The sequence below is a fragment of the Micromonospora sp. NPDC002389 genome (assembly GCF_040296095.1).
Lineage (GTDB): Bacteria > Actinomycetota > Actinomycetes > Mycobacteriales > Micromonosporaceae > Micromonospora.
This window is the reverse complement of the sequence record NZ_JBEOWP010000007.1, coordinates 196521-211376: the sequence shown is the minus strand read 5'-3', so window position 1 is coordinate 211376 and position 14856 is coordinate 196521. Positions and strand designations below refer to the sequence as shown.

The window sequence follows — 14856 nt, the reverse complement described above, 5'->3', positions numbered from 1 at the left end:
ACACCCCACCCCCACTCGTGCCGACGGTGGTTCGCCACCGCCGTCGTCGCACGCTGCCCTGAGGAGACATCATGCGCAACGAGGCTCCCTTCCGGCTGTCCAGGCGCGGCCTGCTGACCGGCGTGCTCGGGATCGGTGGCGCCGTGGCGCTCGGCGCCTGCGCCGGCCGCGAGGGCGAGACCGGCACCGCGAACGCCGCGGCGGCCGGCGAGACCTTCGACGGCTCCGGCATGTCCTGGGACCGCTTCAAGGGCGAGACGCTCAACCTGCTGCTCTGCGAGCACTGGTGGACCTCCGCGGTCAGCAAGCGCTTCGCCGAGTTCGAGGCACTGACCGGCATGACGCTCAAGGCCAACACGCTCTCCGAGGACAGCTACTACCAGCAGGCCCTGGTGGCCCTCTCCTCCGGCGCCACCACCTACGACGCCCTGATGGTCGGCAACCTGCAGGCCGGGCAGTACATGAACGCGGGCTGGCTGGAGCCGCTGGACGCGTACTTCGGTGGCGGCGACCTGGTCAACACCGGCTGGTTCGACCCGAACGACTTCTTCGAGCCGGCCCGCCGGGCCAGCAGCCTCAACGGTGAGCTGATGGCGTTGCCGCTGTCGGCCGAGGCCGGCGTGGTGATCTATCGCAAGGACCTGGCGGCGCAGGCCGGGATCACCGGCTTCCCCACCCAGGAGAGCCTGGTCGACGCCAGCGCGAAGCTCGCCGCGAGCATGGAGCGCCCGTTCGCCGGTCGCGGTCGGCGCGGTCTCGACATCGTTTGGACCTGGACGAACTACTTCCTCACCCAGGGCGGCGAGTTCTACGCCGGCAACACCCCGGCGGTGGACAGCCCCGAGGCGGTCGCGGCGACCGAACTGTACGTGCAGCAACTGCTCAACCGGTACGGCCCGAAGGGCGCGTCCAACATGAGCTGGCTGGAGGCCACCGGCTCGGTCAACGAGGGCCGGGCGGCTCTCTACACCGACGCCAGCGGACTCCTGTCGGTGGTGCTGGACAAGAGCAGCAGCCAGCACACCGACCAGATCGCGGTGTCCCGCTGGCCCGGCAGCGCGTCCGCCCCGGCCGCACCGAACTACTGGTACTGGATGGCCGGCATCCCGAAGGCGTCGCGCAAGAAGGAGCAGGCCGCGCTCTTCTACGCCTGGGCGATGAGCAAGGAGACCGCCACCGCGGTCAGCGCCGAGTCGGGCAGCCCGTCGGCCCGCGAGTCGGTCTGGTCGAACGAGGACTTCCTCGCCTTCTACCCGGGCGACATGTCGCAGGAGATCGTCGCCAACCTCCAGGCCGTGGCGCCGGAACGGGTGCCGTACGCCCGGCCGACCTTCCCGAGCGAGGCCGACGCGCTCTCCCTCGAACTGATCAAGGTGCTGGTGGACGGCAAGGACCCGAAGCGGGCCATGTCGGACGCGGCGGCGGCGATGGCCCGGGCCGGCCGATGACGCCCCGCTCCACCCCCACCGCCGTGGACGACTGCCGGAGCAGTCCAGGCCGAACGAGGTTGTGATGTCCGCAGATCGAACAGCCGTGCTCGCGCGGCAGGCCGCCGACCCGACGCCGCCGACGCGTCCGGGCACCACCGGTGGCCCGCCGCGCCGCCCCCGCGAGGACCGGGGCCGGCGACTCTTCCTCGTCGGCATGCTCGCGCCGATGACGGTGCTGCTGCTCGCGTTCACGCTCTATCCGTTCGTGTCGGTGCTGGTCGGGTCGCTGCGACGCAACGACCTGACCCGCCCGGACGAGCAGGGGTTCGCCGGACTGGCCAACTTCGCCGACGCGCTCTCCGAGCCCGGTCTGCTGCGGGCGGTGCTGCTCACCGTCGGCATGGTGGTCGTCGCCGTGGTCGCCGAGTTCGCCCTGGGCACGCTCGCCGCCTCGCTGCTCTGGCGGCCACTGCGCGGCAGCCGGCTCTACCTGGCCCTGCTGGTGCTGCCGTTCGGCGCCACGCCGGTGGCGGCGTACCTGTCCTGGCGGTTGATGCTCAACCCGGACGGTGGGCAGATCAACGCCACCCTGGGTGCGCTCGGCCTGCCCACCCCGGGCTGGACCTCCGAGCCGATGCTGGCCGTGGTGGCCCTCGTGGTGGTCGACATCTGGCAGTGGGCGCCGTTCATCACCCTGGTCATGCTCGCCGGGCTCAAGTCGCTGCCGGACGAGACGTTCGAGGCGGGCGCCCTGGACGGCGCGAACGCCGTGCAGCGGCTGGTCCGCATCGCGCTGCCGATGCTCAAGCCGCTGGTGGCCTTCGTCGTGACGATCCGTGCGATCGACGCGATCCGCACCTTCGACTCGATCTGGATCATCACCGGGGGAGGGCCGGGCGCGGCGACCGAGACGCTCGTCGTGCGCATCTACCGGACCGCCTTCAACGACCTGCACATCGGCGAGGCGTCCGCGCTCGGCCTGCTGCTGCTCGTCGTCCTCTTCATCCTCGGCAAGCGGTTCGCCGCGCCCGCGCTGCAACGGTTGGAGCACTAGTGCACGAGACGCGCAAAGGCCGGGTCCTGCGGACCGTGGCGATCTGGGGCCTCATCCTCTGGTCGGTCCTGCCGTTCGCCTTCATGCTCCGCGTCGGCTTCGCCGCCCCCAGCGACATCCGTGGCGGTGCGCCGGACTGGCTGGCCCCGCTCTACATGTTCAACTTCGTCGACCTGTTCGGCGACGCGGACTTCATGTCGGCGATCGGCCGCTCCGTCCTGGTCGCCGTGGTCTCCTCGGCGATCGCCATCGCCGCCGCCACCCCGGCCGCGTACGCCTGCGCCCGGATGAAGTTCCGGGGCCGCGCCGACTTCGAGTTCTGGGTGCTGTCCACCCGGATGCTCCCCGCGGTCGTCGTGGTCATCCCGTACTTCGTGCTGTTCCGCCAGCTCGGCGGCATCGACACGGTGTGGGCGCTGACCGTGATGCACACGGTGGTCAACCTCGCGGTGACGTTCTTCCTGCTGCGCAGCTTCTTCGCCGACCTGCCGGCGGCGGTCTTCGAGGCCGCCGACCTGGACGGCTGCTCGGAGACCCGCAAGTTCGTCAGCGTGGCGTGGCCGATGGTGCGCAACGGCGTCGCCGCGGCGGCGGTGCTGAACTTCATCTTCTCCTGGAACGAGTTCGTCTTCGCGCTGACCCTGGCCAGCGGCGAGGCGAAGACGGTCTCGGTGGCGATGCTCGGGTTCATGCAGTTCCAGTCGGTGGCGATCGGTCCGATGATGGCCGCCGGGACGCTGGCCGTGCTGCCCGTAGCCGTCGTGCTCTTCGTGTCGCAGAAGCAGCTCGTCACCGGTATGAGCTTCGGGGCGGTCAAGGGATGACCGACGTCGTGTGTGTGGTGGACGCCGGCACCACCGGGATCCGCTGTGCCCTGGTCGACGAGCGGGGCGAGGTGCACGGCCAGCACAGCCGGGAACTGGCCGTCGACCATCCGCAGCCGGGCCGGGCGGAGCAGTCCCTGCCGGCGATCTGGGAGGTGACCGTCGGGGAGCTGCGCGCCGTGCGGGCCATGGCCGACCAGGCCGGGCACCGGGTGGTCGCGCTGACGCTGGCCACCCAGCGGGCCTCCGTCGCCGGACTCGACGCCGACCTGCGGCCGGTCACCCCGCTGGTGCTGTGGATGGACCAGCGGGGCGCGAGCGAGCTGGACGCCATGCGGGCGGCCTTCGACGCGCAGACCTACAGCCGGGTGTCGGGGATGCCGTTGAGCACCATGCCGGCCCTGGCCACCCTGGTCTGGCTCCGGGCACACGCCCCCGAGGCGTACGCCGCGTCGGCCGTCTTCGTCGGCGTCCAGGAGTGGCTGCTGACGAGGTTGACCGGCGGCCGACCGCAGGTCGACCGCAGTTGCGCCTCCTGGTACGGCCTGCTCGACCTGCACGCCGGACGGTGGAGCGAGGACCTGCTGGCCGCCTTCGACCTCGACGGCGACCGCCTGCCCGAGCTGTGCGCGGCCACCGACGTCGCCGGTGCCCTGCACGACGAGATCGCCGAGGAGACCGGCCTGCCGCGTGGACTGCCCGTCTACGTGGGCGGCGGCGACCAGCAGTGCTCGGCGGCCGGTGGCGGCGGAGTCCGTCCCGGCGCCGCCACCGTCAACCTCGGCACCTCGGCGACGATGGTCTTCCCGGCCGCCGTCGGCGACGTCGCCGACCCCGCCGGGTTCGTCCGCGCCGCCCACGTCGTCGAGGGCTGCGTCTCGGTCGAGGGCACCATCCCGGCCTGCGGGTCGGCCCTGCGCTGGCTGCGGGAACTGCTGCGCTACGGCGACGACGACACGGCGTACGAGCGGATGTCGGCCGACGCCCGGCAGGTCGAACCCGGCGCTCGCGGCCTGCTCTTCGCGCCCACCATGGCCGGCGTCGGCACCCCGCACTGGACGGCGGCCGGCGGCCGGATCGACGGCCTCGACTTCAGCCACGGACCGGGCGCCCTCGTCCGGGCCACCATGGAGGGCATCGCCCTCCAGGTCCGTGACGTGCTGCGACACCTGCCGCCGGAGCTGGCCGGACCGACGTTGACGGCGATCGGCGGCGGTGCCCGTTCGGGCGTCTTCGGCCAGATCCTGGCCGACGTCACCGGCCGCGCCATCGAGGTACCGGCCGGCGACCCGCAGGCCGCACCGCTGCGCGGTGCCGCCCTCACCGCCTGGGTGGGCCTCGGTCGGTACCCGGACCTGGCGCACGCCGCCGGGTCCCGGCCCGCCGCCCGCCGCCACCTGCCCGACCCCACCACCGTCCCTGTCTACGACGCCCTGTACCGCCGGTACCTCGACCTGGCGGACCTGGCGTGACACGCGACATCCGAGGAGAACGCGAGATGGAAGCCCACCCCACGGAAGAACCGTCGATGCGGGCACTGATGCTGACCGGTGACCGCACCTCGGTCGTACGCAGTGTGCCGCGCCCGGTGCCGGCCCACGACGAGGTGCTGGTACGCGTGACGTCGTCAGCGGTCTGCGGCAGCGACCTGCCGCACTACCGCAAGCCGGCGGCGGAACTCGACAACCGCCTGCACACGGTGCCCGGCCACGAGGCGGTGGGCGTGATCGCCACAGCCGCCGCCTCCGGCGCCGGACCGGCCGAGGGCACCCGGGTCATCGTCTACCAGCACTCGGGCTGCGACGAGTGCGTCTTCTGCCGCAGCGGCGAACCGATGTTCTGTGCCGACCGGCGGACGCTCGGCAACCACCGGGGCGGCGCCGACGCGGAGTACGTCACCGCTCCGGCGACCGGCGTCCTGCCGGTGCCCGACGACGTCGGCGACGGGCTGGCGACGCTGATCGCCTGCAACTTCGGCACCGCGTACTCGGCGGTGCGCAAGTCCGGCGTCGGCGTCGGCGACCGGGTCGCCGTGTTCGGCCTCGGGCCGGTCGGCTGCAGCGTGGTGGCCCTCGCGGTGGCCGCCGGGGCCGAGGTCTATGCCGTCGACCCCATCGAGGGGCGGCGGGACCTGGCCAAGACGCTCGGGGCAGTGGTCGTCGACCCGCGCGGGCAGGATCCGGTCGCCACCGTCGCGGCGGTCACCGAGGGCCGTGGGCCGGAGATCGTCTTCGAGTGTTCGGCGAACCCGGCCGCGCAGGCGCAGGTGATGAAGCTGGCCCGGCCGCACGGCACGGTGGTGCTGCTGGGCGCGAACAACAGCATGGAGATCGACCCCGGCGTGGACGTGATCCGCAAGGAGCTGCGGGTGCTCGGTAGCTGGGTCTTCACCCAGCCGGAGTTCCCGGCCGTGCTCCGGGCCGCCCGTGGCCTGCCCGCGCTCGCGCACCTGCTCGCCCCGCCCTTCCCCGCCGACCAGGCGGCCGAGGCGCTGGCCGCGGCCGACGCCGGCCACGTCGGGAAGGTGTTGATCGACTGGTCGTGACCCGACCGAGCGGTGTCCCGCTCCCGTTCACCCGGTCCTTGACCATCCCCAGATCCGCCACTGCGGCGGCCGAGGCGCGCGACGCCGGCCGCCGGGTGCCGCACGTCCGCACAAAGGAGATCCTCGCCATGACGTCCGCCACGACGGCCCTGCCGGCCGACCTGACCCCGGCCGCCCTCGCGCCGTACATCCAGCACACCCTGATCGAGGTGGGCACCACCCGGGACCGCATGATCAAGCACGCCGAGGAGGCGCTCGCGCACGGCTTCAACGCGGCGATGGTGCCGGGTTCCTGGGTGCCGGTCGTCGCCGAGGTGCTGCGCGGCACCGACGTGCAGGTGGCCTCCGCCCTGGACTTCCCGACCGTTGGCGTGACCACCAGCGCGGGCAAGGCGTTCGAGGCGGAGAGCCTGGTCCGCGCCGGTGCCGCCCAGATCGACATCGGCGTGCAGGTCGGCTGGCTCAAGAGCGGCATGTACGACGAGTTCCGCGAGGACATCGCCGGTGTCGTCCGCGCCTCCGGCGTGCCGATCAAGGTGATGCTCGAACTGCCGTTGCTGACCGCCGCCGAGCGGGAGACCGCCGTCGAACTGTCCATCGAGGCGGGTGCGGCGTACCTGAAGAACGCCAGCAGCGGTGCTGTCGAGGTCGCCAACCCGGAGAGCATCGGCTACCTGGTGTCCCGGGCCGCCGGCCGGAGCCGGGTCAAGGCGTCCGGCAGCATCAAGTCCTACCCGCAGGCCGTCGCGTTGCTGCGGGCCGGGGCCGAACTGCTCGGCACCAGCGCCGGCATCGCGATCGTCACGGACACCGCCACCGCCACGACGGTCAGCTACTGACCCGCCGGTGACGACGTGACCGCCCGGGCGTGGGCCGGCGAGAGGCACCCTCGCACCCGCGCCCGGGCCCGTCGTGTGTCGCCACGGTCACGCCTCGGCGGCCCGGTCACGCCTCGGCGACCGGGTCCCGGCGACGCAGCAGGTACGTGTCCATGATCCAGCCCTTGCGGCGGCGGGCCTCCCGGCGGGTCTCCACGATCCGCTCCGCCACCTCCGACAGCCGTCCGGCGACCAGGATCTCGTCGGCGGTGCCCAGGTAGGCGCCCCAGAAGATGTCGAAGTCCTCGTCCAGGTAGTGGGTGAAGGAGCAGTTCGCGTCCAGCATCACCACGATGTCGTCGACGTCTGCGGGCAACCGCTCGGCCAGCCGCCGGCCGGTGGTGACCAGGAACGCCCGACCCACCCGGTTGAGCCCGATGCGGTGCCGTGCGGCCAGCGTCGCCACGCTGCTGACCCCCGGGATCACCGTGTGCTCCAGCGCGACCCGCCCGCGCGCCTGGATCTCCTCCACCACCGCCAGGGTGCTGTCGTAGAGAGCCGGGTCGCCCCAGACCAGGAACGCGCCGCAGCCCCCGTCGGGCAGGTGCGCGGCGACGGCCTCCTCCAGCAGGTCGGCGCGGTGCCGCCGCCACTGGTCCACGGCCGTGACGTACCCGTCGGCCCTCCGGTCCCGGTCCGGGTCGCGCACCTCGACCACCCGGTGCTCCGGCCGGGCGAAACGGGCCAGCAACTCCTGCCGCAACGCGATCAGGTCGTGCTTCTCCGCGCCCTTGTCCAGCAGGAAGAACACGTCGGCCCGGCGCATCGCCTCGGCCGCGGCCAGGGTGAGCTGACCCGGGTCGCCCGCCCCGATGCCGATCACAAGGATCGTCCGCACCGCGCTCACCCCGCTCATCCCGCCGACCCGGTCGGACGCTTGGCGCTGCGGTCCCGGCCGGGGGAGTAGAGGTAACTGTCCGGAAAGGAGTCGGCGGCCAGCGCGGCCCCGACGATGATCACTGCGGTCCGGCGGATGCCGTGCGCCTCCACCTGGTCGGCGATGTCGGCCAGGGTGCCGCGCAGCACCACCTCGTCGGGTCGGCTGGCATTGGCGACCACGGCCACCGGGCAGTCCGACCCGTAGTGCCCGACCAACTCCCCGGCGATCTGCCGGGTTCGTGCCACCGCCAGGTGCAGCACCAGCGTGGCGCGGCTGCGGCCCAGCTCGGCCAGGGTCTCCCCGGGTGGCATCGGCGTCGACCGGGCCTGGGTACGGGTGAGGATCACCGTCTGCCCGACGGTCGGCACGGTCAGCTCCCGGCGCAACGTGGCCGCCGCCGCCGCGTACGACGGCACACCCGGCACGATCTCGTACGGCACCCCGGCCGCGTCCAGCCGCCGGGTCTGCTCGGCGACCGCGCTGAACACGGCCGGGTCACCGGAGCAGAGGCGGGCCACGTCGTGCCCGTCGCGATGCGCCTCGACCATCGCCGCGACGATCTCGTCCAACGTCAGCTCGGCGGTGTCCACCAGCCGCGCGTCGGGCGGACAGGTGGCGAGCAGGTCGGCGGGGACCAGGCTGCCGGCGTACAGGCAGACCTGGGCGCGGGCCAGGACGCGCTGCCCGCGTACGGTGATCAGGTCGGCGGCGCCCGGTCCGGCGCCGATGAAGTGAATCGTCATGGCTTGCTCACCGCCCACTGCACCAGCGCGCGGGCGGGTTTCCACCCGGTGAAACCGCCCAGCGGCTCGGCGCGTTCGATCGACAACCGGGTCAGGTCCCCACCGCGCCGGGCCATCTGGTCGGTGAGTTCGCGTTCGCCCTCCAGGGTGACCGCGTGGGCGACGAGTCGCCCGCCGGGCCGCAGCGCGTCCCAGGCCGCGTCGAAGATCCCCGGCGCGGTCAGCCCGCCGCCGACGAACACCGCGTCGGGTGCGGGCAGGTCCGCGAGGGCCTGCGGCGCCCGGCCCCGGACCACCCGCAACCGGGGTACGCCCAGGTTCTGGGCGTTGGCGACGATCCGGTCGGCGCGGTCGTCGCGGCTCTCCACCGCCACCGCCGACATACTGGGGTCGCTGCGCAGCCACTCGACGGCCACGCTGCCGCTGCCGGCGCCGACGTCCCAGAGCAGGTCGTCGCAGGTGGGACCGAGACGGGACAGAGCCAATGCGCGAGCCTCTCGTTTGGTCAGGGCGCCGTCGTGCGCGAAGGCGTCGTCGGGCAGACCGGGCACGGTGGACAGCACCCGGGTGCCGGGCGCGGCGGCGACCCGCACCGCGACCACGTTCAGCGGTGCGCCGGGCGGGGCGGACCACTGCCCGGCCCGGCCGTCGACGCGCTGCTCCGTGTCGGCGTCGAGCGCGGCCAGCACGGTCAGCTCGCTGTCGGCGTACCCGGCGTCGGTGAGCAGCCGGGCCAGCGCGGCGGGGGTGGCGGCGTCGGTGCTGAGCACCAGCAGCAGCCGGCCCGGGGCGAGGTCGCGGCGGACCTCGTCCAGGTCACGGCCGACCGCGCTGCGGACGGTGACCCGCTCCACCGGCCAGCCCATCCGCGCGCACGCCAACACGATCGAGGAGGGATGGCTGACCACGCGCACCCGGTCGGCGCCGAGCAGCCGGACCAGGTGCGTGCCGATGCCGAACCACATCGGGTCGCCGCTGGCCAGTACGCAGATCCGTCGGTCGGCGTGCGTCGCGAGCAGGTCGGGCAGGGCCGGCAGCAGCGGCGTCGGCCAGGCGACCCGCTGCGCCGACACGCTGTCCGGCAGCAGGTCCAGGTGCCGCTGGCCGCCCAGCACGACCTCTGCCTGCCGCACCGCGTCGCGTCCACGCTCGCCGAGCCCCGCCCAGCCGTCCGCGCCGACGCCGACCACGGCGACCGGGGATGTCATGGACCTCACGCGGCGCAACGGTAGTCCAGCAATCCGCGACCCTGCCGCCCCGGGGGGTCGGTGTGACATCATCGGCGACGACGGCGCGGTGGGGAACACCGGTGAGTCGGCCCGAGTGGGGTCGGCGAATCCGGGGCGGTCCCGCCACTGTGACCGGTCCGGCATCGCGCCGGCCACCGGAAGCCAGACACTCGCTGCGTCGTACCACGTCGGCCGCTGCGTCGGCGTGGTCGGTGACCGGCCGTGGGCGAGGACCCACGCGAGGTGAAAGGTGTGGCCGTGCGGTCGTACCCCTTCTCCGCCGTCGTCGGCATGGACGACATGGCGTTGGCGCTGAACCTGTGCGCGGTCTCCCCGGCGATCGGCGGTGTGCTGGTCCGAGGCGAGAAGGGCACCGCGAAGTCGACCGCCGTGCGGGCCCTGACCGCGTTCCTGCCCCCGGTCGACGTGGTGACCGACTGCCGCTTCTCCTGCGACCCGGTGGCACCCGACCCGGACTGTCCGGACGGGCCGCACCCGGCCGACCCACCGGCCCGTACGCGTCCGGCCCGGCTGGTGGAGTTGCCGGTCGGCGCCGGTGAGGACCGCCTCCTCGGCGCGCTGCACCTGGAACGGGCACTGCGCGAGGGCGTCACCGCGTACGACCCCGGTCTGCTCGCCGCCGCCCATCGTGGCCTGCTCTATGTCGACGAGGTCAACCTGCTGCACGACCACCTGGTGGACGTGCTGCTCGACGCGGCGGCGATGGGCCGCGCCACGGTGGAGCGCGACGGCGTCTCGGTCACCCACGCGGCCCGGTTCGTGCTGGTGGGCACCATGAACCCCGAGGAGGGGGAACTGCGCCCGCAGTTGCTGGACCGCTTCGGCCTGACCGTCGAGGTCGCCGCCAGCCGGGACCCGCAGGTGCGCGCCGAGGTGATGCGTCGACGGCTGGCGTACGAGGCCGACCCGGACGGTTTCGCCGCCCGGTACGCCGACGCCGACGCGGCGCTGGGCGCACAGGTCGCCCGGGCCCGGACCCTGCTGCCGACGGTACGCCTCGACGACGCGACGGTGACCCGCATCGCCGCCCTCTGCGCCGCCGCCGAGGTCGACGGGATGCGTGCGGACCTGGTCATCGCGCGGACCGCCATCGCCCACGCGGCCTGGTGCGGGCGCACCGAGGTGAGCGTCGGCGACGTCCGGGTCGCCGCCCGGCTGGCGCTGCCGCACCGCCGCCGCCGCAACCCCTTCGACCCGCCGCAGCAGGACGCCGCCGACCTCGACCGGGCGCTGCACGACGCCGGACTGGACGAGCCCGGACCGCCCGAGGACGAGCCGGATCCGCCCTCGGACGGCCCACCGGGCCCGGACGACCCGGACGGCCCGCCCGACGGCGGCGGCCCGGGTGACCCCGAGGCCGACGCCGCCGACGAGCGCCCGTACCGCTCCCGCCCGGACACCCCGCCCGCCCCGGGCACCGAGGGGGAGCGGACCGTACCCGCCCCGGTGCCGGCCGGCGCGCCGTACCGGGCCCGGCTGTTACAGGTCCCCGGCAGCGGCCTCGGCGTCGCCGGCCGCCGCTCGCCGGCCCGCACCACCACCGGCCGCACCGTCGGCGCCCGGCGTCCGGACGGCGCGACGACCGGCCGGCCCCACCTGGTGGCCACCCTGCACGCCGCCGCACCGCACCAGCGGGCCCGGGGCCGCCAAGGCCCCGGCATCCTGGTCCACCCCGGCGACGTGCGGCTGCCGGTGCGGCAGGGCCGCGAGGGCAACCTGATCCTGTTCTGCCTGGACGCCTCCGGCTCGATGGGCGCCCGCCAGCGGGTCGGCGCGGTCAAGGCCGCGGTGCTGTCCCTGCTGCTCGACGCCTACCAGCGCCGGGACAAGGTCGGCCTGGTCACGTTCCGCGCCACCGACGCCGAGGTGGCCCTGCCGCCCACCGCCAGCGTGGAGGTGGCCGCCGCCCGACTGGCCACGCTGCCGACCGGGGGCCGCACCCCGCTGGCGGAGGGGCTGCTGCGCGCCCGCGAGGTGCTGCGGGTGGAACGGATCCGCGACCCGCGACGGCGTCCGCTGCTGGTGCTGGTCACCGACGGCCGTGCCACCACCGGCCCGGACGCCGTGGGTCGGGCCCGGCACGCGGCCCGGCTGCTCGCCGCCGCCGGCACCAGCGCCGTGGTCGTCGACTGCGAGCAGGGCCGGGTACGCATGCGACTCGCCGCCGACCTGGCCACCACGCTCGGCGGGCAGTACCTGCCGCTGGAGGGGGTCGCCGCCGACGCGCTCACCGACGCGGTCCGCGCCCACACCGCCGTCCGCACCGAGAGGGGTGTCGCCTGATGCCACAGGGCCAACCGGTCACCGTGCCGGACGACGGGCTGACCACCCGGCAACGCCGCAACCGGCCGCTGCTGATGGTCCACACCGGACCGTCGAAGGGCAAGTCCACCGCCGCCTTCGGGCTCGCCCTGCGCGGCTGGAACCAGGGCTGGTCGATCGCGGTGTTCCAGTTCGTCAAGAGCGCCAAGTGGACCGTCGGTGAGGAACACGCGCTGCGCGCCCTCGGCACGGTGCACGAGCAGACCGGCCAGGGTGGCCCGGTCTCCTGGTACAAGATGGGCGCCGGCTGGAGCTGGAGCCGCACCCAGGGCACCGAGAGCGACCACGCGGCGCAGGCCGCGGAGGGCTGGGCCGAGATCAAGCGTCGTCTCGCCACCTCCGCCCACGACCTGTACGTGCTCGACGAGTTCACCTACCCGATGAAGTGGGGCTGGGTGGACGTCGACGAGGTGGTGCAGACGCTGCGGGAACGCCCCGGCCACCAGCACGTGGTGGTGACCGGGCGGGACGCCGACCCCCGGCTGGTGGACGCGGCGGACCTGGTCACCGAGATGACCAAGATCAAGCATCCGATGGACTCCGGTCAGAAGGGCCAGCGGGGCATCGAATGGTGACCCTCCCGCCCCGGCTGATCGTCGCCGCCCCCGCCTCCGGGCAGGGCAAGACCACGGTGGCCACCGGCCTGATGGCGGCGCTGCGGCGACGCGGCCTGACCGTCAGCGGCCACAAGGTCGGGCCGGACTACATCGACCCCGGCTACCACGAGCTGGCCACCGGCCGCCGAGGTCGCAACCTCGACCCGTTCCTCCAGGGCGAGCAGCGGATCCTGCCGCTGCTGCGGCACGGTGCCACCGTCGGTGCACCCGCCGACATCGCGATCGTCGAGGGCGTGATGGGTCTGCTCGACGGCGCGGTCGGCCGGGCCGGGTTCGCCTCCACCGCCCACGTGGCGCGGCTGACCCGTACCCCGGTGCTGCTCGTGGTGGACGTCTCCGGCGCCTCGCGCAGCATCGCCGCGCTGGTGCACGGCTTCGCCACCTTCGACCCGCAGCTCACCGTCGCCGGGGTGGTCCTCAACAAGGTCGGCTCGGTGACCCACGAGGCCGAGGTCCGCGACGCGCTGGCCGTCACCGGTGTGCCGGTGCTCGGGGCGCTGGGCCGGGACGCCACCCTGGACACCCCGAGCCGGCACCTCGGCCTGGTGCCGGTCGCCGAGCGGGCCGCCGCCGCCGCGCGTACCGTCGACGCGCTCGCCGCCCACGTCGCCGCCGGGATCGACCTCGACCAGGTGGTCGCGGTGGCCCGCCGGGCACCCGCGCTGCCCGGCCCGGCCTGGGACCCGGCGGCCGAACTGGCCGGCCTCACCGTCGAGGGGACCGTCGCGGTCGCGTCCGGACCGGCCTTCACCTTCCGGTACGCCGAGACCGACGAACTGCTCACGGCGGCCGGCCTGCGGCTGGCCACGGTCGACCCGCTGCACGACACGACGCTGCCCGAGCGGACCGCCGGGCTGTACCTCGGCGGCGGCTTCCCCGAGGTGTACGCCGCCGGTCTGACGGACAACGCACCTCTGCGCCGGGCGGTGGCCGACGCCGCCACGCGTGGCGTCCCGACGGTCGCCGAGTGCGCCGGGCTGCTCTATCTGGCCCGCGACCTCGACGGTGCACCGATGACCGGGGTCCTGCCGGTGCGGGCCCGGATGACCGACCGGCTGACGTTGGGCTACCGGGACGCACGGGCCGCCACGGACAGCGTGCTCGCCGACGTCGACCAGCAGGTCACCGGCCACGAGTTCCACCGCACCCGCGTCGACGCCGACCCCGACAGCACGCCCGCGTGGCGGTTCCGGCCCCGACCGTCCGCCGCGCACGGCACCGCCGCACCGGTGCCCGACGGCGTCGTGTCCGGCACCGTGCACGCCTCCTACCTGCACGTGCACTGGGCCGGACACCCGAGCCTGGCGGCCCGCTTCGCCACCGCCGTCCACCGGCACACCACCGGCGCGGCACCGCGTACTCCCACCGCCGCCTCGGCCGTCGCGGGCTCCGCTGCCACCGGCTCGGCTGTCGTGGGCCGGGCGGCTGGGGTGATCCCGACCCCGCGTGTGTCCGGGTCGACCGGTCCCGTCCCGGCCGATCCGCCCGCCGTCGGTCGGGTCACGCTGGTCGGGGGCGGCCCCGGCGACCCGGGTCTGCTCACCCGCCGGGCTCTGGACCGCCTCGCCGAGGCCGACGTGGTGGTGGCCGACCGGCTCGTGCCGCACGCGGTGCTGCGCGACCTGCGGCCCGGGGTCCGGGTCGTCGACGTGTCGAAGGTGCCGCGCGGCGCGTTCGTCCCGCAGGAGCAGATCAACCAGGTCCTGGTCACCGAGGCCCGCGCCGGACACCGGGTGGTCCGGCTCAAGGGCGGCGACCCGTTCGTCTTCGGCCGGGGCATGGAGGAGATGCTGGCCTGCCGGGCCGCCGGGGTGCCGGTGGAGGTGGTGCCCGGGGTGACCAGCGCCGTCGCCGTACCCGAGATGGCCGGGGTGCCGGTCACCCACCGTGGTCTGACCCAGGGCTTCACCGTGCTCGCCGCCCACCTGCCACCCGACGACCCGGGCAGCACCGTCGACTGGGCCGGAGTGGCCCGCTCCGGCACCACGATCGTGCTGCTGATGGCGGTGCAGACGCTGCCCGAGGTGACCGCCGCGCTGCTGCGGCACGGCATGGACCCGGCCACGGCGGCGGTCAGCGTGGAGAACGGCGGCACCGATCGGCAACGCGTACTGCGGGGACGCCTGGACGACATCGCCGCCGTCGCCGCCGCCCACCACCTGTGCGCACCCGCCGTCACCGTGATCGGCGCGGTCGCCGCGTTCGCCGACGTCACCCAGCTCGCCGACGCCAGCGCCCGCCCCGGGCGCGACCTCTGAGCCCGCCCCGGCACGACGTCTGAGCCCGCCCCGGGGGAACCGGCGTGGTCCCCCC

The 14856-nt window shown here is 74.3% G+C and carries 12 protein-coding genes and 1 pseudogene; 10 read left to right on the top strand and 3 right to left on the bottom strand.

What is annotated here, in order from left to right; translation table 11 throughout:
• The first annotated feature begins 71 nt into the window (after window positions 1–71).
• The 6 genes from ABT008_RS15920 to deoC all read left to right on the top strand — a co-directional run bounded on the left by ABT008_RS15920 (window position 72) and on the right by deoC (window position 6692).
• Complete coding sequence (locus tag ABT008_RS15920; protein WP_350696966.1) at window positions 72–1448, top strand: ABC transporter substrate-binding protein; 1377 nt, start codon at window positions 72–74, stop codon at window positions 1446–1448.
• Between the two features lie 64 nt (window positions 1449–1512).
• The gene (locus ABT008_RS15915) at window positions 1513–2484 is read left to right on the top strand and encodes a carbohydrate ABC transporter permease (protein WP_350696965.1); all 972 of its coding nucleotides are present in this window, start codon (window positions 1513–1515) and stop codon (window positions 2482–2484) included.
• Window positions 2484–3308, top strand: coding sequence for a carbohydrate ABC transporter permease (locus tag ABT008_RS15910; RefSeq protein WP_350696964.1), 825 nt, complete (start codon window positions 2484–2486; stop codon window positions 3306–3308). Before ABT008_RS15915 ends, ABT008_RS15910 begins: the two co-directional genes overlap by 1 nt.
• Window positions 3305–4780: a xylulokinase gene (locus tag ABT008_RS15905; protein ID WP_350696963.1), complete on the top strand. Its 1476-nt coding sequence runs from the start codon at window positions 3305–3307 to the stop codon at window positions 4778–4780. The genes ABT008_RS15910 and ABT008_RS15905 overlap by 4 nt, the downstream gene beginning before the upstream one ends.
• Window positions 4781–4836: 56 nt before the next feature.
• Entirely contained in the window at window positions 4837–5853 is a 1017-nt protein-coding gene (locus tag ABT008_RS15900; RefSeq protein ID WP_350696962.1) for a zinc-binding dehydrogenase, read from the top strand.
• Window positions 5854–5981: 128 nt separating this feature from the next.
• A complete protein-coding gene (gene deoC, locus ABT008_RS15895) occupies window positions 5982–6692 on the top strand; it encodes a deoxyribose-phosphate aldolase (RefSeq protein WP_350696961.1) in 711 nt (236 codons plus the stop codon).
• A 106-nt stretch (window positions 6693–6798) separates the two neighbouring features.
• On the opposite strand, the gene cobF is transcribed toward deoC, so the two are convergent.
• From cobF to cbiE, 3 genes are read right to left on the bottom strand one after another with little or no spacing between them, the layout of a single operon-like run.
• Window positions 6799–7569 carry a precorrin-6A synthase (deacetylating) gene (gene cobF / locus ABT008_RS15890; RefSeq protein WP_350696960.1) on the bottom strand — a complete coding sequence of 257 codons (771 nt, stop codon included), beginning with the start codon at window positions 7567–7569 and terminating at the stop codon, window positions 6799–6801.
• 14 nt (window positions 7570–7583) lie between these two features.
• The gene (gene cobM / locus ABT008_RS15885; RefSeq protein WP_350696959.1) at window positions 7584–8354 is read right to left on the bottom strand and encodes a precorrin-4 C(11)-methyltransferase; all 771 of its coding nucleotides are present in this window, start codon (window positions 8352–8354) and stop codon (window positions 7584–7586) included.
• Window positions 8351–9562 (bottom strand): precorrin-6y C5,15-methyltransferase (decarboxylating) subunit CbiE, encoded by a 1212-nt coding sequence (gene cbiE / locus ABT008_RS15880; protein WP_350697108.1) that lies wholly within the window; start codon window positions 9560–9562, stop codon window positions 8351–8353. The genes cobM and cbiE overlap by 4 nt, the downstream gene beginning before the upstream one ends.
• Window positions 9563–9874: 312 nt before the next feature.
• On the opposite strand from cbiE, the gene ABT008_RS15875 reads away from it, so the two are divergent.
• The 4 genes and pseudogenes from ABT008_RS15875 (at window position 9875) to cobA (ending at window position 14801) form a co-directional block, all read left to right on the top strand.
• Complete coding sequence (locus tag ABT008_RS15875; protein WP_350697107.1) at window positions 9875–11887, top strand: magnesium chelatase subunit D family protein; 2013 nt, start codon at window positions 9875–9877, stop codon at window positions 11885–11887.
• Window positions 11887–12501 carry a cob(I)yrinic acid a,c-diamide adenosyltransferase gene (cobO, locus tag ABT008_RS15870; protein ID WP_350696958.1) on the top strand — a complete coding sequence of 205 codons (615 nt, stop codon included), beginning with the start codon at window positions 11887–11889 and terminating at the stop codon, window positions 12499–12501. The genes ABT008_RS15875 and cobO overlap by 1 nt, the downstream gene beginning before the upstream one ends.
• A pseudogene (locus tag ABT008_RS15865) lies at window positions 12495–13877 on the top strand (cobyrinic acid a,c-diamide synthase CobB); the annotation flags it as partial. The gene cobO and the pseudogene ABT008_RS15865, both read left to right, overlap by 7 nt.
• A gap of 78 nt (window positions 13878–13955) precedes the next feature.
• On the top strand, window positions 13956–14801 hold the full coding sequence (gene cobA, locus ABT008_RS15860; protein ID WP_350697106.1) for a uroporphyrinogen-III C-methyltransferase: 846 nt from the start codon (window positions 13956–13958) through the stop codon (window positions 14799–14801).
• Window positions 14802–14856: the final 55 nt, after the last annotated feature.